This is a genomic window from Ralstonia flaminis, assembly GCF_958415495.1.
Classification (GTDB): Bacteria; Pseudomonadota; Gammaproteobacteria; order Burkholderiales; family Burkholderiaceae; genus Ralstonia; species Ralstonia flaminis.
In genome coordinates this window covers 109,263-127,409 of sequence record NZ_CATZLL010000015.1, presented here as the reverse complement: position 1 = coordinate 127,409, position 18,147 = coordinate 109,263, and the positions used below count along the sequence as shown (strand labels likewise).

Sequence of the window (18,147 nt, the reverse complement as noted above, 5' to 3'; positions counted from 1 at the left end):
CGATAAGCTGGGGTCAATGGACGGATGCGTCGTCCCCCGCAGGCTTGGGCATATGGGCTTCAGCCTCGGCATTACGGCGCGCCGCACGCTCAACGCCAATGTACTCGATGGCAAACAGTGCAAGGATGGCCAGCAGGGCGCCCGCGCCGAGCAGCCAATGGCTCATCAGGTTCATGATCGAAAGACGCATTGCGTCCGCAGTCTGGGATACCTGCAGCGTACGGCTGTGCCCGTCAAAAAGTCGTAAAGAGAGGCGGGCACCGCGCAAAATTCGCGTCTACGGCAAGACGAGGAACGGGCGAGACGAGGAAAGCTCTGCGCGACAAACGCCAACAGCCAGCCGGTCAATCACCGCTGGCGGAAGTCGTTTGCAACAGAACATGCGCGCGAAGGCGCACCGAAGCGGCGGAGAACGGCACTTAGGCCATCAACCGCATCTTGCGAGCTTCTGTATCGGGGGTTGGAGCGTTGGCCGGGCCCCGAAAGAGCTTCCGGGTGCGTGCAAGGCACGCTACGAACCAAGCTCGGCGAGTTGGAAGTCGACTGACTTCACACCGCCAACGGCAGCACCCAGTTGGTGCTACCGGAACAACTACGCGATCTTAGTAGAGCTTTTTCGGCAGCATTTGCGAGCGCAGGCGTTTACGCGTACGCGACACAGCGGCAGCCTTCTTGCGCTTGCGCTCGGTCGTCGGCTTTTCGTAAGCGGTACGGGCGCGCAGTTCCTTGATCAGGCCAGTGCGCTCAATTTCACGGCGGAAGCGGCGCAGTGCAACTTCGACCGGCTCGTTTTCTTTCAGACGGATGGTGGTCATCGGGTCCCTTGCTCAGTATTCGGGTGGACGGCGAAACAGCGGATTATATACCGCCCAGAGGGCGTGCAGTGTAGTTGAATTGGTTTACCGATGCAAGCATCGGCTTTGCGTGCCCAATCAGGCACTTTTGCACCGTCCACCGTCGCGTGGAGACGACGGCAGACGGTGCGCACTGAAGGGTCAGCGAGCCGGCGTCATGTCCGGTGCGACGGGTGCCACGCCCGGCGCAGCCGTCGGTTGCGCCTGCTTGGCAGCGGCAATGGTGCTGCTTTCCTGCAGGCCGCCGCCCAGCGCCGTGTACAGATCGATGGCGTTGGTCAGGCGGGCCAGGCGCGTCTGCACCAGAGTCTGATCGGCGCTGAACAGATCGCGTTGCGCATCCAGCACGTCGAGGAAGCTCGACACGCCGTTGCGATAGCGTTGGTCCGACAGCGTCAGACGCTCAGCCGTGGCATCGCGGAAGCGCTTCTGTGCAGCCACCTGCTCTTCCAGCGTGCCGCGCGCCACCAGGGCGTCAGACACTTCCTGGAACGCGGTCTGGATGGTCTTCTCGTAGGTGGCGACTGCGATCTTCTGGTTGGCCTTGGTGGAGTCCAATTGGAAGATGCGCGTGCCCCAGTCGAAGATCGGCAGCGTGAGATTCGGCACGAACGACCACAGCCCCGTCCCGCTCTTGAACAGGTCATGCAGTGCGCCGCTGGCCGTGCCCACGTTGGACGTCAGCCCGATGCTCGGGAAGAACGCCGCACGCGCGATGCCGATGTTGGCATTGGCGGCAATCAGCTTCTGCTCGGCCTGGCGGATGTCCGGGCGCTGCTCCAGCAGCTCCGACGGCAAGCCCGGCGGGATGTCGGCCACGATCTTTTCCGACGACACGGTGGTCGGCGGCGGCAGATCGGCCGGCAGCGGCGCACCCACCAGCAGTACCAGCGCATTGGTCGCCTGGGCGTACTGACGCGTCAACTGTGCAACGGCCACACGCGCCGATTCGACCAGCGTCTCGGTCTGGCGCAGGTCCAGCAACGACGAGGCACCCACGTCAAAGCGCTGCTTGGCGAGCTTGTAGTAATCCTCGCGACCCTTCAGGGTCTGCTGGGCCAGCTCAAGCTGCTCGGCGTAGGCGCGCTCGTTCAGGTAAGCCTTGGCCACTTGCGAGATCAGGCTGATCTGCGCGGCACGCTGGCCCTCCGCGGTCGCCAGGTAGCTGGCGCGCGCGGAGCGCGTCACGTCGCCCACGCTGAACAGGTTGACCTGGTAATTGCTGATACCGACACCAAGCTGGTACTGCTTGGTGACGATATCCGACCCGGTCTGCGAGATCGACTGCGGCGTCAGGCTGCGCGTGTACGTTGCAGCCGCGTTGACCGGCGGCAGCAGCTCAGCAACTTGCAGACGGTACTGCGCGCGCGCTGCCTCGATGTTGAGCACGGCGATGCGCAGGTCGCGGTTGTTTTCCAGCGACAGGCCGATCAGCTTCTGCAGGCGCGGATCGGGGAAGAACTCGCGCCAGCCGAGATCGGTGGCGCGCGGGGCGTTTTCGCCCGGCTTCGCGCTATCAGCCGGCACGGCATAGCCGGCCGGTGCCTGCGGATACGTGCTCGTTACCGGAGCATCCGGGCGCTCATAGGTCGGCGCCAGCGAGCAGCCAGACAGCACGCCGGCAGCAAGCAGGAGCGCCGGCAATAGCGCAGGGGTTCGAAAGGTCATCGTTTTCTGCATATTCAGATTTCCTCGTCCAACGGACGGTGCGCGGCATCCAGGCGGCGTTGACGCTCGCTGCCCTTGAAGATGCGACGGACCACCACGAAGAACACGGGCACCAGCACCACGGCCAGCACCGTCGCGGTAATCATCCCGCCCATCACGCCGGTACCGATGGCGCGCTGGCTGGCGGAGCTTGCACCGGTGGCAATTGCCAGCGGCAGCACGCCCAGGATGAAGGCGAACGACGTCATGATGATCGGGCGGAACCGCAGATGCACGGCCTCCAGCGTGGCTTCGATCAGGCCCTTGCCTTGCGCCTGCAAGTCCTTCGCAAACTCGATGATCAGAATGGCGTTCTTGGCGGATAGACCCACCACCGCAATCAGGCCGACCTTGAAGTACACGTCGTCAGGCATGGCGCGCAACGTCACGCCCAGCAGTGCGCCGAGCACGCCCAGCGGCACCACCAGAATCACCGCCGCCGGGATCGACCAGCTTTCGTACAGCGCAGCCAGCACCAGGAACACCGCCAGCAGCGACAGCGCATACAGCGCAGGCGCCTGCGAGCCGGAGGTCTTTTCCTGCAGCGACTGGCCCGTCCACTCGTAACCGATACCGGCCGGCAGCTTGCTCGCGAGGCGCTCCATTTCAGCCATGGCCTCACCCGTACTCGCGCCAGGCACAGCATCGCCCGACAGGCGGATCGACGGATAGCCGTTGTAGCGCACGAGCTGCACCGGACCGACGATCCAGTGGCCCTTCGCGAACGTCGACATCGGCACCATGTTGCCCTGCCCGTTGCGCACGTACAGGTTCATGATGTCTTCGGGCTGCATGCGGTTGATCTTGTCCGCTTGCACGATCACGCGTTGCTGACGACCGTAGTTCGGGAAATCGTTGGCGTACGCCGAACCCAGCGCCGTCGACAGCGTGGCGTTGATGTCAGTGAACGACACACCCAGCGCGTTGGCCTTCTCGCGGTCGATATCCACCTGGTACTGCGGCGAATCTTCCAGACCTTCAGGACGGACGCCCTTGAGGATCTTGCTCTTCGCAGCCATGCCCAGGAGCTGGTTACGTGCAGCCATCAGCGCATCGTGGCCCAGGCCAGCACGGTCCTGCAGACGGAACGTGAAGCCCGTTGCATTACCCAGTTCCGGGATCGGCGGCGGGTTCAGCGGGAACACGATCGCATCGCGAATGCCACCGAACAGCGCACCAAAGGCACGGCCGGCCACGGCGTCAGCGGATTGATCCGGGCCGCGCTCCTTCCAGTCCTTGAGCGTGGTGAACACCAGACCAGCGTTCGGGCCGTTACCCGAGAAGCTGAAGCCCTGCACAGCCACCATGTTCTCGACGGCCTTTTCGTGCTTGTAGTAGTTCTCGACCTGCTTGATCACTTCCAGCGTGCGGTTGGCCGATGCGGCCGGCGGCAGCTGGATGTTGGTCACGATATAGCCCTGATCTTCGGTCGGCAGGAACGAAGACGGCAGGCGCAGGAACAGGAACACCACCGCAGCGATCAGCACACCGTAGATCACCATGTAGCGGAAGGTCTTCTTCAGCATGCGCTCCACGAAGCTCTGATAGCCATTCGTGGTGCTCGTGAACATGCGGTTGAACCAGCCGAAGAAGCCCTTCTTCTCGTGGTGCGAGCCTTTCTCGATCGGCTTGAGCAGCGTCGCGCACAGTGCGGGCGTGAGCGTCAGCGCCATGAGTGCAGAGAAGAAGATCGACGACACCATCGACAGCGAGAACTGGCGGTAGATCGCACCCACCGAACCCGAGAAGAACGCCATCGGGATGAACACGGCCATCAGCACCAGCGTAATGCCGATGATGGCGCCCGTGATCTGACCCATGGCCTTGCGGGTCGCTTCGCGCGGGGGCAGGCCTTCTTCGGCCATGATGCGCTCGACGTTTTCCACCACCACGATGGCATCGTCAACGAGAATACCGATCGCCAGCACCAGGCCGAACATGGTTAGCACGTTGATCGAGAAACCCATCGCGTTCATGGTGGCGAATGCGCCCAGCAGCGAGATCGGCACCACGATCGACGGCACCAGCGTGTAGCGGATGTTCTGCAAGAACAGCAGCATCACCAGGAACACCAGCACCATGGCCTCGAGCAGCGTCTTGACCACTTCCTCGATCGAGATCTTGACGAACTTGGAGGTGTCGTACGGCACCTTGTATTCCACGCCCGCCGGGAAGTACTTCGACAACTCCTCCAGCTTGGCCTTCACGGCCGTGGCGGTGCCCAGCGCATTGCCCGTGGGCGAGAGCTGCACGCCAATGGCCGAAATCGGCTGACCGTTGATCCGCGCAGACGTCGAGTAGGTCTGGCCGCCCAACTCCAGGCGCGCCACATCCTTCACGCGCACCAGCGAGCCGTCCGGCTTGGCCACCAGCACGATGTTGCCGAACTGCTCGGTGGTCGTGAGCTGGCCTTCCACCACGACGGTCGCCGCAATCGGCTGATCAGAAGTAGAGGGCAGGTCGCCCAGCGTACCGGCCGACACCAATGCGTTCTGGTTGCGGATCGCGTTGTAGACGTCGGTCGGGGTCAGCTTGTAGCCGACCAGCTTGGCCGGGTCGATCCAGACGCGCATGGCGCGTTCCGTACCGAACAGGATGGCCTGACCGACACCCGGCACGCGCTTGATTTCGTTGAGCACGTTACGCGAGATGTAGTCACCCAGCGCCACCGGATCCATCTTGCCGTCGGTCGATGCCAGCGTGGCGAACAGCAGGAAGTTGGCGCGGGCCTTGTCGACCTGCACGCCCTGCTGCGTCACCTGCGCGGGCAAACGCGCTTCCACGCGCTTCAGGCGGTTCTGCACGTCCACCTGCGCCAGCGCGGGGTCCGTACCGGCCTTGAACGTCACCGTGATCTGCGCCTGGCCGTTACCGCCCTGGCTGACCGACTCCATATAGAGCAGGCCATCCGCGCCGTTCATTTCCTGCTCGATGATGCTGGTGACAGATTCGTCCAGCGTCTTCGCGTTCGCACCCGGGTACGTTGCCGTGATGATGATCGATGGCGGCGCAATGGTCGGGTACTGCGAAATCGGCAACTGGGTGATCGAGATCGCCCCGCCGATGATGATGAACAGCGCGAGCACCCAGGCAAAGACTGGGCGATCGATAAAAAACTTTGCCATGCGATGGCTCCTTGTTTACTGCTTGGCTGCCGGCGTGCTGGCAGCGGGAGTGCTTGCTGCAGGGGCGCTGGCCGCAGGTGCTGCGCCTGCCGGAGCACCCTGACCCGGCTTCTGACCTGCCGGCGTGGGCTGCCACGGCACCGCCTTGACCGGCGCACCCGGGTGGACCTTCTGGAGGCCATCGACGATCACCTTGTCGCCAGCCTTCAGACCGCTGGAGACAATCCACTCCGTACCGGTCGAGCGATCGGCCTGGACCTGGCGTACGGCAGCCATGCCCTTGTCGTCGACGACCATCACGGAGGCGCCGTCCGGGCTGCGCGTCACGGCCTGTTGCGGCACCGTGATGGCTTGCTCGTCCACCGCCTGCTCCAGGCGCGCGCGCACGTACATGCCCGGCAGCAGCGTACGGTCGGCGTTCGGCACGATGGCGCGCAGCGTGATGGTGCCCGTGGCCGGGTCCACCGTCAGGTCGGAGAAGTACAGCTTGCCCGGCTGTGCGTAGGCGCGGCCGTCTTCCGTCACCAGCGTGACCTTGGCAGCGTTGTCGCCCGACTTGACCAGCTTGCCGGCCTTGAGCGCTTCCTGCAGGCGCAGCACTTCGGTGCTCGACTGCGTGAAGGTCAGGTAGATCGGGTCGATCTGCTGCACCGTGGTCAGCAGCGTTGCCTCACCCTGGCCAACCAGCGCGCCTTCGGTGATCTGCGCCAGACCGGCACGGCCGGCGATCGGCGAAGTGACACTGGCGTAACCGAGGTTCAGCTTGGCGGTTTCCACGGCAGCGCGCGCAGCGGCAACGTCAGCGGTGGCCTGCTTGGCAGCAGCCGTTGCATCGTCATAGTCCTGCTTGCTGATAGCGTTGGTGGCAACCAGCGGCTTGTAGCGCTCGGCCTTGAGCTGCGCCTGCGTTTGCGTGGCTTCGGAGCGCGCCAGTTGCGCTTTCGCGCTGTCGAGCGAGGCCTGGTACTGCGCCGGGTCGATCTGGAACAGCTGCTGGCCAGCCTTTACGTCACTGCCTTCAGCGTATGAACGCTTGAGCACAATGCCAGCGACCCGTGCGCGCACCTGGGCCACACGCGTGGCTTCCAGACGGCCCGGCAACTCGCTGGTCAGACCAACGGTATGCGGCTGCACGGTCACAATGCCCACTTCGGTCGGAGGCATGCCGGCGCCGCCCGGCCCTTGTGCCTGCTTGTTGCCGCAAGCTGCAAGCGCCACCACCATGAATGCGGCGGCAGCGAGTTGGTGATAACGGCGGGTGTTCGTCATAGATGACCCCATGTGGCGATAAGCGGAATGCCGGGCGCCGCGCCGCCACGCAAACGAATGCGTGTGCTGCGCCGGCAAACCGTCAGCGAAACCAAAAAATACAATTGAAACGCACGATCCTAGCCGTATCCGATGGCATGCGATACGGCGTTTGCGACGAAGTCGCAACAAAACGGACTCAACGACGCGAGAACGAGCGCGATTTGCTGCAGTGCTTCACCTAGTCACAAGACGCCCGGGCTGTGGAATTGACCAAACCGATGTGGCGCATGTTGCAATGTGCAAGAGGCGAAGTGCGCGCTATTATAGATACGTTCACGCATGTATGTAAGCAGGACCCATCGGCAAAGCAGGGCCATTGTTGCAACTTTTGCTGACTTCGTTGCAATGGCGGAACCGCGCGGGATCGGGGCAGAATGCGGCCCATCAAGGCCCGCAGCGCCTGCAATGCAGGCCGTAGCGTTGCGCAATATGAAATAATGCGTTGCCAAAGATTGTGCGACGCACAAAAGCGAATCAAAAGAACGCCGTCAGGGTGAGCCGGCGTTCCTCTGGAAGATCATGGTCAGACGAACCAAGGAAGAAGCACTGGAAACACGCAACCGCATCCTGGATGCGGCAGAAGACGTGTTTTATGCACGTGGCGTAGCGCGCACGTCGCTATCGGACATCGCGCAGGCCGCAGGCGTGACGCGCGGCGCCATCTACTGGCATTTTCGCAACAAGGCTGACGTGTTCGCCGCCATGTGCGAGCGCGTGAAGCTGCCAATGGAAACCATGTGCACCCCGCTCGGGGTAGAGGCTGACGACCCGCTGGGGGAACTGCGCACGGTGGGTAACTTCCTGTTGCGCCAACTGGTGGAAGACGCGCACTGGCGCAAGGTCTTCGAGATCATGTTCAACAAGTGCGAGTTCGTGGAAGACACGAGCCCCATCCTCAAGCGTCAACAAGAATCGTTTGAGGAAGGCATGACGCACCTGACCAGCATCATCGAACAGGCAACGCGGCGCGGGCAATTACCGGCTGACCTGGATATCCCCCTGGCGGTGTCGCATTTCCATGCCACGTTCAACGGCATCATGGGCGACTTCCTTTTCTATCCGGATGCGTCCTCCCTCGCCAGCAAGCGTGAGCGCCTCATGGACGCCTGCATCGACACCCTCAAATACGCCCCTTCGCTGCGCCTGGCCCAGCGGGCAGCACTCGCCAAGGACTCCGTATGAGCACGCCCACCTTCGATCAGATGGTGTTTGCCGGCGGTGGCAACCGCTGCTGGTGGCAGGCCGGCTGGTGGGATGTCGTGCAGCCCGAACTGAGCCTGGCGCCGCGTGTGATCACCGGCATCTCGGCCGGCGCATCGACGGCCTGCATGCTGCACGCGTGGAACTCCGCCGAGCTGATGGACTACTACGGCGAGACCCTGCGCCACAACAAGCGCAACGCCCACTGGGGCAACCTGCTGCGCGGCGAGCGCGTGTTCCCGCACTACGGCATGTACCGCACCGCGCTGCTGACGGTGTTTGGCGAGGGCCGTTTCGCGCGGCTGGCGCAGGCGCCCGAAATCCGCATCGGTGTGGCGCACATCCCGCGCTGGATGGGCGCGCGCACGGCCGTGGCAGCGGGGCTGATTGCGTACAACATCGAAAAGCACGTCCGCAAGACGCTGCACCCGACGCTGGGCCGGCGCCTGGGCTTCACGCCCGAATTCGTGCGCGCGCAGGATTGCGCCTCGCCTGAGGAGCTGGCCGACCTGCTGCTGCAGTCGGCTTCGACCCCACCGTTCACGCCGGTACTGCGGCGTGGGGGACGGCCAGTGCTCGACGGCGGCATGGTCGACAACGTACCGGTGCACGCGCTGGACCCGACCCCGGGCGATGCGCTGGTGCTGGTGACGCGCCTGTACCCGCGCCCGACGTTCTTCCGCATGGATGTGCCGGTGGCCGGCGGCGTGCAGCGCCGCTTTTACGTGCAGCCTTCGCGCAAGGTGCCGATCTCAAGCTGGGACTACACCCGCCCGGGTGCCATGCGCGACGCCTATGCGCTCGGCCGTCATGACGGCGAAACCTTCCTGCGCGAACTTCCACGCGGGTTCGCCGAACCGGTGGCTGCGTAGCCATCGCAATCAGGCAAGCGGCGGGCGCGCCGTTTGCTGCACACGGTGCGCCCGCCGGCGTGCCGCCATGGCCGTCCGGCCGATGCCACCTTGATGGACAGACGGACACCGCCATGCCCGCAAAATCCGCAGCTTCCTTTGATTTGATCGTGATCGGCGCCGGCTCGGCCGGGCTGGCGGCCGCACGCCATGCAGCGCAGTTGGGCGCGCGCACGCTGATCATCGACCGCGCGCAGGTAGGCGGCACCTGCGTCAACCGTGGCTGTGTGCCCAAGAAGCTGCTCGGCTACGGCGCGGCCTGGTCACAGACGATCGCGCGTTGCCTGCGTGCGACGCATGCCGCCGATGCCTGGAGCCAAGCCATTGCTCGCACCCGTGCGGAGGTGGCACGCCTGAACGAGGTTTATCACTCGCACCTGCTGGATTCCGGCGTGCAGTGGCTGACGGGCATCGCCTCGCTGCGCGGGCGCGGCATCGTCCGACTGCACAGCGAGACCGGCAAGACCACGCTGCGCGCGCGACAGGTCGTGCTGGCCACCGGCGCGCACCCCGTGCCGCTGCCGGTGCCCGGCGCCGAACTCGCCTGCAGCTCTGACGACGTCTTCGGCTGGGACACACTGCCCGCCTCGCTCATCATCGTGGGCGGCGGCGTGGTAGCAGTGGAGTTGGCATCGATGCTGGCGCGCTTTGGCGTGCGCGTGACGCTGCTGGTGCGCGAGGCACGTGTGCTGCCCGAATTCGATGTCACCGTATCGGAAGCCACGGCACAGGCCCTGGCCCGCTGTGGCGTCGACCTTCTATCAAACGCCCACGTCGTGCGTGTGGAGCGCGATGCGGTCAACGGCGATGGCGTGGCCGTCTACGTGAGCGACGACGCTTCCAGCGAGATCCCGCGCGTGCTGCGTGCCCAGCGCGTGCTGGCCGCCATTGGCCGCGCACCAACCACGGCGGGTCTCGGCTTGGAAGCCGCAGGCGTCTCGCTCGATGCGCGCGGGGGGATAGCCGTGGACCGCCACTTCCGCACCCGCGCGCGCGGCGTGCATGCCGTGGGCGATGTCAGCAGCGGGCAACAGCTCACGCCCGTGGCCACAGCACAAGGGCATTACGTGGCTGAACGCCTGTTCGGCAAGGGGCTGAAGGGGATGCTGCGGCTGCCCGACATGAATACGGTGCCGACAGCTGTGTTCTGCGACCCGGCCATCGCCACCGTGGGCTTGACCGAAGCTGACGCGCGCACGCGCTGGCCTGACCGCGCAGACAACGACAAACGCGCCACCGCCGACCGTATCGACGTTGTGGTCCGGCGCTTTGTCTCGCTCGAACAGCGCTTTGCCGGCACCGGCATGGAATCGCTGATCAAGCTGGTGTGCAACGCGCGCAGCGGGCGCGTGCTCGGCGCGCACATCGTCGACAACGCCGCACCCGAAATCATCCAGGCGCTGGCGGTGGCGGTGCGGATGGGGGTGCGGCTCAAACACCTGCGCACGACCGTGGGCCTGCACCCGACCGTGGCGGAGGAACTGCTGAGCGTATAACGGCCTGCGCGCTGGAACGCACTCATTCAACTTTCCTGACCTCCGCCTCCAAATCCATGCATGTTGCACGCGCAGGGGAGGCGCAGAATGGTCGCCATATTCTTCAGGAAATTTGACATGCTTCCCGTGCTCTATCTATCTCATGGGTCGCCGATGCTGGCGGCCGATCCAGGCCCCGTCGGCAAAGCCCTGGCTGCACTTGGGCAAGAGATGGCGACGCTCAGCCCCCGCGCCATCGTGGTCGTCTCGCCGCACTGGATGACGCGCCGCCCGGCTGTCACCGCCCGCGCTCAGCAAGAGGCCTGGCACGATTTCGGCGGTTTTCCGCCGCAACTCTATGCGCTGGAATATGCGCCACCGGGCGCACCCGATCTGGCCGAGCGCATCCGCGCGCTGATCGATGGCAACATCGTGCCGGGACTGGAGGAACAGGCCTCGACCGTGCTCGACCCACGCCAGCCGCTAGACCACGGCGCCTGGGTGCCGCTGATGTTGATGTTTCCTGAGGCGAAGATCCCCGTGGTACAGGTGTCGCTCATGCCGGGCCTGTCGCCCGCATGCCAGATGGCGATGGGGCGCACGCTGGCACCGCTGCGCGACGAGGGCGTGCTGATCATTGGCTCGGGCAGCTTCACGCACAACCTGCGCGCGCTGATGCGCGGCCCCGGCACGACGCAGCACGGCGTGCCGGTGGAACCGTGGGTGGATGCGTTCCGCGAATGGATGCTGGAAGCTATGACTGAAGGCATCCGCAGTGGCGATTTCGCCACCTTCTGCGACTACCGGGCGCAAGCCCCGCAAGCCGCCCACGCCCACCCGACCGACGAGCACCTGATGCCGCTGTACGTGGCACTGGGAGCAGCGATGGGGCAGCCTTCACAGGCCACGGCCGGCGGCGTGCAGGCCCAGCACGTGGTCGACACCGTCACCTACGGCTCATTGGCAATGGACAGCTTCCGTTTTGACGGCGCAGGCGCCAATCAACCGCAGCTTCGCGCCGCGGCTTGAACTCAAAAAACTCGTGTTGAACCTGTTCACGATCCGTAGCGAGCGGTCCGAGGTTGGTCCGCGCAGTAGGATCGTGGACAGGTTCAGGCGCGGATCAGCGCGGGCGCCAAGGCCGTCGGATTGACCACGCTATCGACGTTGCCCTGCAGAACATCGAGGATGTTCTGGAACGCGATGCTGAAGTACAGCTCGTAGCTTTCGCGCTCCACATAGCCGATGTGCGGCGTGCAGATACAGTTCTCCATGCGCAGCAGGGTGTGGCCCTGCAGGATGGGCTCCGTCTCAAACACGTCAATGGCGGCCATGCCCGGGCGCCCGCGGTTGAGCGACGTCACCAGTCCGTTTTCTTCCACCAGCTCGGCGCGGCTGGTATTGACGAAGAGGGCGGTCGGCTTCATGCGCGTCAGGTCGGCCACCGTTACGATGCCGCGCGTCTCGTCGTTCAGGCGCAGGTGGACGGACAGCACGTCTGACTGCTCGAACAGCGCCTCTTTCGATTCCGCCACGCCAAAACCATCGGCGCGCGCGCGCTCCTGCGAGCCCTCGCGGCCCCACACCAGCACGTTCATGCCAAAAGCGCGACCGTAGCCGGCCACCAGCTGGCCGATCTTGCCGTAGCCAAAAATCCCCAGGGTCTGGCCCTTCAGCACGCGGCCGATGCCAAAGTTGGGCGGCATGGTCGTCGACTTCAGCCCCGATTGCTGCCACGCACCGTGCTTGAGGCTCGCCACATACTGCGGAATGCGGCGCTGCGCGGCCATCACCAGCGCCCAGGTCAGCTCGGCCGGCGCCACTGGCGAGCCCTTGCCCTCCAGCACAACCACACCCTTGTCGGTACAGGCATCCAGGTCGATATGGCTGCCGGCATCGCGCGATACGCGGCCGGTCTGGCTGATGATCTTGAGTTTGGGCAGGCGATCGAGCAACTGACGCGTCACGCGCGTGCGCTCCCGGATCAACACGATGGCTTCAACGTCCGCCACGCGTGCGGCCAATTGCCCCACGCCTTTGACGGTGTTGTTGAACACTTTGACTTCGTGGTCCTGCATCAGGCTGAAGCAATCCAGCTTGCGAACAGCGTCTTGGTAGTCGTCCAGTACGGCAATCTTCATCGACATCTCACTTCGAACAATGGTGCGCAGCAAAAAACAGCGATCCCTCGCGGTGGTATTCTTCCCATCCCTCGTCGCACGACAATCCGTTGCGACGTTTGGAATTGCCCGCCGCGGGCACGCAATTTGCGCTGCCTCGCTGGTGACGAGTCCTTGTTCTAGGGTCTGTTGACCTCGGTCCCGCCACTTTAGCGCACGCGGCCCCCGCTGCCCGGAAAAACCCACGTTCCGTCAGTGCACCGCTTTGTAACTGAATGTGAAATCAGCACGGCTCCTGTCCTTCCGCCTGCGTTGCCCCTCCCACTGGAAATCGCGGATCCGGCCCGTTCACGATGCGCCGTCGATCGCTTTCCACTCTGCCGCCGGGCGCCCTGGCCCTGGCTGCCGTGCTGATCTGCCACCGCTTTCTTTTTCCCTTCCATTGGAGTTTTGGTCATGAATCAACCCGCGATGCAGGGCGTGCCCGCATTGAACGTGCCCGATTACGTGAAACACCCGCGCCTGGTCGCTTGGGTGGGCGAAATCGCTGCACTCACCAAGCCGGAGCGCATTGTCTGGTGCGATGGCTCGCAAGAGGAGTATGACCGCCTGTGCGCCGAGATGGTCGCCGCCGGCACGATGAAGCAGCTCAACCCGGCCAAGCGCAAGAACTCGTTCCTGGCGCTGTCGGACCCGTCGGACGTGGCGCGCGTGGAAGACCGCACTTTCATCTGCTCGCAGAAGAAGGAAGACGCTGGCCCCACCAACAACTGGACGGCCCCCGCCGAGATGCGCCAGACGCTGAACGGCCTGTTTGATGGCTGCATGCGCGGCCGCACGCTGTACGTGGTGCCGTTCTCGATGGGTCCGCTGGGCTCGCCGATCGCGCACATTGGCGTGGAACTGTCGGACAGCCCGTACGTGGCCGTCAACATGCGCATCATGACCCGCATGGGCCGTGCCGTGTATGACGTGCTAGATACCGATGGCGACTTCGTGCCGTGCGTGCACACTGTCGGCAAGCCGCTGGCTGCTGGTGAAAAGGACGTGCCGTGGCCGTGCAACCCGACCAAGTACATCGTGCACTTTCCGGAAACGCGCGAAATCTGGTCGTTCGGTTCGGGCTACGGCGGCAACGCGCTGCTGGGCAAGAAGTGCTTCGCACTGCGGATCGCCTCGACCATGGGCCGCGACCAGGGCTGGCTGGCTGAGCACATGCTGATCCTGGGCGTGACCTCGCCGGAAGGTAAGACTTACCACGTGGCGGCGGCCTTCCCGTCGGCCTGCGGCAAGACCAACTTTGCGATGCTGATTCCGCCGGCCGGCTTCAACGGCTGGAAGGTGACGACCATCGGCGACGATATCGCCTGGATCAAGCCCCGCCAGGACGCCGACGGCCAGACGCGCCTGTACGCCATCAACCCGGAGGCCGGCTACTTTGGCGTGGCCCCGGGCACCAGCGAGAAGACCAACTTCAACGCGATGGCCACGCTCAAGGAAAACGTCATCTTCACCAACGTGGCGCTGACGGACGACGGCGACGTGTGGTGGGAAGGCATGACGGATACGCCACCTGCGCACCTGATCGACTGGCAAGGCCAGGACTGGACGCCGGAATCGGCCAAGGAAACCGGCCGCAAGGCCGCGCACCCGAACGCGCGCTTCACGGCGCCGGCCGCGCAGTGCCCGTCGATCGACCCGCAATGGGACAACCCGGCCGGCGTACCCATTGATGCGTTCATTTTCGGTGGCCGCCGCTCGACCACCGTGCCGCTGGTGACGGAAGCCCGCGACTGGACCGAAGGCGTATACATGGCCGCCACGATGGGCTCGGAAACCACCGCCGCCGCCGCTGGCCAGCAAGGCGTTGTGCGCCGCGACCCGTTCGCCATGCTGCCGTTCTGCGGCTACAACATGGCCGACTACTTCGCGCACTGGCTCAAGCTGGGCGACCAACTGGCAACAAGCGGCGCCACGCTGCCGAAGATCTTCTGCGTGAACTGGTTCCGCAAGGACGAGAACGGCAAGTTCGTGTGGCCGGGCTTCGGCGAGAACATGCGCGTGCTGAAGTGGATGATCGACCGTATCGAAGGTCAGGCACAGGGCAACGAAAATGTCTTCGGTGTGTCGCCGCGCTACGAAGAGCTGCGCTGGGAAGGCCTGGACTTCACGGCCGAGCAGTTTGCCAAGGTGATCTCGCTGGATGCCGCCGCCTGGAAGCAAGAACTGGCGCTGCACGACGAACTGTTCACACAACTGGCGAACCACCTGCCGCAGGCACTGCCGGAAGCCAAGGCGCGCCTGGAGGGCCGCCTGCAGGGCTGATGCGCACGCTCTCCAGAAAAAGCCCGCCGCGTGCGGGTTTTTTTTTGCTCACTGCCGGCGCTTGCTTAAGCAGCGAGCAGTAATCCTAAAGGTTTAAATTGCGCGATTTACCCCTTTCAACAAAACAGTCCACTTGATTTAAATTTAATTGAATTGCGTTGTAAAAAATACCTCCGCGCACAGATGAATGCACGTTATGCCATTGAAAACATAATAGCCATGCATTTATGCGAATGACGAATCATTGCAAGCATGATGCGCCCCAAAACCATTGCCAGACATAGCTTTGTGAAGAGCGCATGTCAATCATTGACGTACGAAATGTACCGCCCCTAAAAAATTACCGACTTTTAAAAATGGTGCGTGACGAATTCCTGCGGGATTCTTATAATCCGGCAAAACAGGATCTCTCTTCCACGAGCCGGAGGGGGTATCCAGACAAGAGGAATCGGGAAAGGAAGGCTGGTCAATGCCATGTGCGGATGGGGATACCCCCCATCTTCCCGGTGCCCGGGGGGGCGCCGGCTCGGTTTTCGCGTAAGTGATGCCGCACCTTGTGCAAACGATTGCACAGTGCAGCACGCGACAAGAAGACCGGGGGGCCGATCAACCAATCCCAAACCACCCTGGATATACCAGGAGGCTCCGCCACCGATCGTCAACGGGACGGCAACACACGACGATCGCCCTGCTGATCCGCAAGGCCCGGCAGATGGCGCCCGAGAGGCACGACCAGCAGGCAAACGCGCAATGCCTGCACGGAATCCATAACAACGCGCACCGCAGACAGCAGAGCGCAGCCGCAAGGCTGCTCGCCGGAATGTGTCGGCTGGTTAGACGGGAGGTTTTACAAGTGGGTACTCAAATCGTGCTGGTCGAACAGGACCAGGCAGAGGGCGAACGTTTGTCATTTTCCCTGCGCGACGGCGGACATCATGTCCTGCGTGTCGACAGCCCTGCGCAAGCGCAAGCCGCAATCCAGGCGTCTACGCCGGATCTGCTGGTAATGGAGTGGGCATGGCCCGAGCGGGAGTCGATCGACATGCTGCTGGCGTTGCGTGCCAGCACGCAAACGCGCGGCCTGCCGGTCATCGTGTTATCGCGCCACGGCGACGCACGCGCCAAGATTGCGGCGCTCGATGCCGGAGCAGACGACTACGTCGTCAAGCCGTGCGATACGGGCGAGCTGCATGCACGCATCCGCGCTGTGCTGCGCCGACGCACACCGCAGCAAGGCGACGAGATCCTGCAGGTCAACGGCCTGAGCCTTGATCCGCTCACGCTGGGCGTGACTGCGCAAACCGAAACCGGCCCGCGCGCCATCGCACTCAGCCCGCTGGAATTCCGCCTGCTGCACTTCCTGGTCGCGCATCCGCAGCGCGTGCACTCGCGTACGCAACTGCTTGACCGCGTGTGGGGCAACCATGTCTTCGTGGGGGAACGTACCGTCGATGTGCACGTGCGCAAGCTGCGCGTGGCGCTGGCTGGCACGCCCTGCGACGGCCTGATCCAGACCGTGCGCGGCGGTGGATACCGCCTGGTGGTGGGTGGCGGTGCGGCGCAGGCCGCAGAACCGATTGGCGATCGCCTGAGCGTGGTCGCCTCGCGCAAACCCGAGCCGATCGTCGAGACGCCGTTTGCACGCACACCGCTGCGGCCTGCAGCGATGCAGATGACGGTCTGATCCAACAACAAACGCATCAACCGGAACGGCGCCCAAGAGCGCCGTTTTCTTATCAACTGGGGAGAACAAGCATGAAATCGTGGTTGAGTGGTGCCTTGCTGACCGGACTGGCCGTCTGTGCCTACGCGCAGGAAGTGACACCAGGGCAGTGGGAAGACAAGACCAGCTACACCGTCAACGGCAAGCCGCTGGCGATTCCGGATGAGCACGGCCGCCAGGTCTCCGTGCATACCAGCACCGGCTGCCTGGCGAGCAAGGATGCCGGCGACGTTCGCGCAACGATGGAGCGCAACATGGCCCGCGACATGCCTGGCTGCCGCCTGACGCAATGGAACTATGTTGCGGGCACGCTCAAGGTGAAGGTCAACTGCGATGCCGGCGCGCAAGGCGGCACGGGCACGCTGGAAGGCAGCGGTCCCCTGAGCGCCAACCGCTACGACATTTCGGGGACAGGGCGCTCGCAGCATCCGCAGTTCGGGCCGATGACCATTGGCTTCCGCTATCAGGGGCGCTACGTGGGTGCGTGCAAGTCGTAAGCTGGCGCACCAACAAAACAACGGCCGGAGTGCTTATGCACGTCCGGCCGTTTTTCTTTGCGACGAAAACCGATCAGCGTTGGCTCTCGCGCCAACGCCTGAGCCAGCCCAGCCCCTCGCTGGTACCCGCACGCGGCCGGTACTCGCAACCGACCCAGCCGTCGTAGCCCAGCGCATCCATCAACGCGAAGAGGTGGGGGTAGTTCAGCTCGCCCGCATCCGGCTCGTGGCGATCGGGTACGCCGGCAATCTGCACGTGGCCGACATCCGCAACGTACTGCTTGAGCTTGACCGACAGATCGCCCTCCATGATCTGCGCGTGGTACAGGTCGAACTGCACCTTCAGGTTGGGGGCGCCCACCTCCTTGCACACCGCATGCGCTTGCGCTTGATGTGTGAGGAAAAAACCCGGCATGTCGCGTGTGTTGATCGGCTCGAGCACGATGGTGATGCCCGCGCTTGCCGCCTCGCGCGCGGCATAGGCGACGTTGCTCACGTAGGTGGCCTGATGGCGTGCGCGGTCGGCGCCGGCGGGCAGCAGGCCGGCCATCACATGCAGGCGCGTATTGCCGAGCACCTGCGCATACTCCAGCGCCGTGGCAATGCCGCGCTTGAACTCATCTTCGCGCCCGGGCAGTGAGGCAATGCCGCGCTCGCCGCTTGCCCAATCGCCCGGCGGGGCATTGAACAGGGCTTGCGTGAGGCCCGCGTCGTCCAGGCGGGCACGGATTTCCGCACGGTCAAAGTCGTAGGGAAAGAGAAACTCCACGCCCTCGAAGCCATCCTTTGCCGCAGCGACAAAGCGGTCGAGAAACGCGTGCTCCTGATACATCATGGACAGGTTGGCGGCAAAGCGCGGCATGGCAAACCTCGGAAGACGATAGCGACAACAGCAACGA

Annotated in this window: 14 protein-coding genes; 7 read left to right on the top strand and 7 right to left on the bottom strand. The window is 64.0% G+C overall.

Annotated features, from left to right (window positions below; genetic code table 11):
* Positions 1–13: 13 nt before the first annotated feature.
* The 5 genes from R2N11_RS21030 to R2N11_RS21010 form a co-directional block, all read right to left on the bottom strand.
* A complete protein-coding gene (locus R2N11_RS21030; protein WP_316682294.1) occupies positions 14–190 on the bottom strand; it encodes a hypothetical protein in 177 nt (58 codons plus the stop codon).
* Positions 191–602: 412 nt separating this feature from the next.
* On the bottom strand, positions 603–815 hold the full coding sequence (rpsU, locus tag R2N11_RS21025; RefSeq protein ID WP_003262970.1) for a 30S ribosomal protein S21: 213 nt from the start codon (positions 813–815) through the stop codon (positions 603–605).
* 180 nt (positions 816–995) lie between these two features.
* On the bottom strand, positions 996–2,534 hold the full coding sequence (locus tag R2N11_RS21020; RefSeq protein ID WP_199028942.1) for an efflux transporter outer membrane subunit: 1,539 nt from the start codon (positions 2,532–2,534) through the stop codon (positions 996–998).
* Positions 2,535–2,536: 2 nt separating this feature from the next.
* Positions 2,537–5,686 carry an efflux RND transporter permease subunit gene (locus R2N11_RS21015; protein ID WP_199028944.1) on the bottom strand — a complete coding sequence of 1,050 codons (3,150 nt, stop codon included), beginning with the start codon at positions 5,684–5,686 and terminating at the stop codon, positions 2,537–2,539.
* 15 nt (positions 5,687–5,701) lie between these two features.
* Positions 5,702–6,955: an efflux RND transporter periplasmic adaptor subunit gene (locus R2N11_RS21010; protein WP_316682257.1), complete on the bottom strand. Its 1,254-nt coding sequence runs from the start codon at positions 6,953–6,955 to the stop codon at positions 5,702–5,704.
* A gap of 561 nt (positions 6,956–7,516) precedes the next feature.
* Between R2N11_RS21010 and R2N11_RS21005 the strand changes: the two genes are divergently transcribed.
* The 4 genes from R2N11_RS21005 (at position 7,517) to R2N11_RS20990 (ending at position 11,612) form a co-directional block, all read left to right on the top strand.
* Positions 7,517–8,179 (top strand): TetR family transcriptional regulator, encoded by a 663-nt coding sequence (locus tag R2N11_RS21005; protein ID WP_316682256.1) that lies wholly within the window; start codon positions 7,517–7,519, stop codon positions 8,177–8,179.
* The gene (locus R2N11_RS21000; protein ID WP_199028950.1) at positions 8,176–9,069 is read left to right on the top strand and encodes a patatin-like phospholipase family protein; all 894 of its coding nucleotides are present in this window, start codon (positions 8,176–8,178) and stop codon (positions 9,067–9,069) included. The genes R2N11_RS21005 and R2N11_RS21000 overlap by 4 nt, the downstream gene beginning before the upstream one ends.
* Positions 9,070–9,182: 113 nt before the next feature.
* Positions 9,183–10,604, top strand: a complete 1,422-nt coding sequence (locus R2N11_RS20995; protein WP_316682255.1) for a dihydrolipoyl dehydrogenase family protein — start codon at positions 9,183–9,185, stop codon at positions 10,602–10,604.
* A gap of 117 nt (positions 10,605–10,721) precedes the next feature.
* Positions 10,722–11,612, top strand: coding sequence for a DODA-type extradiol aromatic ring-opening family dioxygenase (locus tag R2N11_RS20990; RefSeq protein ID WP_199028954.1), 891 nt, complete (start codon positions 10,722–10,724; stop codon positions 11,610–11,612).
* Between the two features lie 83 nt (positions 11,613–11,695).
* On the opposite strand, the gene R2N11_RS20985 is transcribed toward R2N11_RS20990, so the two are convergent.
* Entirely contained in the window at positions 11,696–12,724 is a 1,029-nt protein-coding gene (locus R2N11_RS20985; protein ID WP_199028956.1) for a D-2-hydroxyacid dehydrogenase family protein, read from the bottom strand.
* Between the two features lie 435 nt (positions 12,725–13,159).
* Between R2N11_RS20985 and R2N11_RS20980 the strand changes: the two genes are divergently transcribed.
* The 3 genes from R2N11_RS20980 (at position 13,160) to R2N11_RS20970 (ending at position 17,248) form a co-directional block, all read left to right on the top strand.
* Entirely contained in the window at positions 13,160–15,028 is a 1,869-nt protein-coding gene (locus tag R2N11_RS20980; RefSeq protein ID WP_199028957.1) for a phosphoenolpyruvate carboxykinase (GTP), read from the top strand.
* Between the two features lie 853 nt (positions 15,029–15,881).
* A complete protein-coding gene (locus R2N11_RS20975) occupies positions 15,882–16,712 on the top strand; it encodes a winged helix-turn-helix domain-containing protein (RefSeq protein ID WP_316682254.1) in 831 nt (276 codons plus the stop codon).
* 71 nt (positions 16,713–16,783) lie between these two features.
* Positions 16,784–17,248, top strand: a complete 465-nt coding sequence (locus R2N11_RS20970; RefSeq protein WP_199028959.1) for a DUF3617 domain-containing protein — start codon at positions 16,784–16,786, stop codon at positions 17,246–17,248.
* 73 nt (positions 17,249–17,321) lie between these two features.
* On the opposite strand, the gene otnI is transcribed toward R2N11_RS20970, so the two are convergent.
* A complete protein-coding gene (gene otnI, locus R2N11_RS20965; RefSeq protein ID WP_316682253.1) occupies positions 17,322–18,110 on the bottom strand; it encodes a 2-oxo-tetronate isomerase in 789 nt (262 codons plus the stop codon).
* Positions 18,111–18,147 lie beyond the last annotated feature (37 nt).

Excerpts from the sequence above, each read along its gene's own strand:
- R2N11_RS20970 (WP_199028959.1), top strand. The coding sequence starts at position 16,784 with ATGAAATCGTGGTTGAGTGGTGCCTTGCTGACCGGACTGGCCGTCTGT.
- otnI (WP_316682253.1), bottom strand. The coding sequence starts at position 18,110 with ATGCCGCGCTTTGCCGCCAACCTGTCCATGATGTATCAGGAGCACGCG.
- R2N11_RS20980 (WP_199028957.1), top strand. The coding sequence starts at position 13,160 with ATGAATCAACCCGCGATGCAGGGCGTGCCCGCATTGAACGTGCCCGAT.
- R2N11_RS21005 (WP_316682256.1), top strand. The coding sequence starts at position 7,517 with ATGGTCAGACGAACCAAGGAAGAAGCACTGGAAACACGCAACCGCATC.
- R2N11_RS21010 (WP_316682257.1), bottom strand. The coding sequence starts at position 6,955 with ATGACGAACACCCGCCGTTATCACCAACTCGCTGCCGCCGCATTCATG.
- R2N11_RS21000 (WP_199028950.1), top strand. The coding sequence starts at position 8,176 with ATGAGCACGCCCACCTTCGATCAGATGGTGTTTGCCGGCGGTGGCAAC.
- R2N11_RS20990 (WP_199028954.1), top strand. The coding sequence starts at position 10,722 with ATGCTTCCCGTGCTCTATCTATCTCATGGGTCGCCGATGCTGGCGGCC.
- R2N11_RS20995 (WP_316682255.1), top strand. The coding sequence starts at position 9,183 with ATGCCCGCAAAATCCGCAGCTTCCTTTGATTTGATCGTGATCGGCGCC.
- R2N11_RS20985 (WP_199028956.1), bottom strand. The coding sequence starts at position 12,724 with ATGAAGATTGCCGTACTGGACGACTACCAAGACGCTGTTCGCAAGCTG.
- rpsU (WP_003262970.1), bottom strand. The coding sequence starts at position 815 with ATGACCACCATCCGTCTGAAAGAAAACGAGCCGGTCGAAGTTGCACTG.
- R2N11_RS21030 (WP_316682294.1), bottom strand. The coding sequence starts at position 190 with ATGCGTCTTTCGATCATGAACCTGATGAGCCATTGGCTGCTCGGCGCG.
- R2N11_RS21015 (WP_199028944.1), bottom strand. The coding sequence starts at position 5,686 with ATGGCAAAGTTTTTTATCGATCGCCCAGTCTTTGCCTGGGTGCTCGCG.
- R2N11_RS21020 (WP_199028942.1), bottom strand. The coding sequence starts at position 2,534 with ATGCAGAAAACGATGACCTTTCGAACCCCTGCGCTATTGCCGGCGCTC.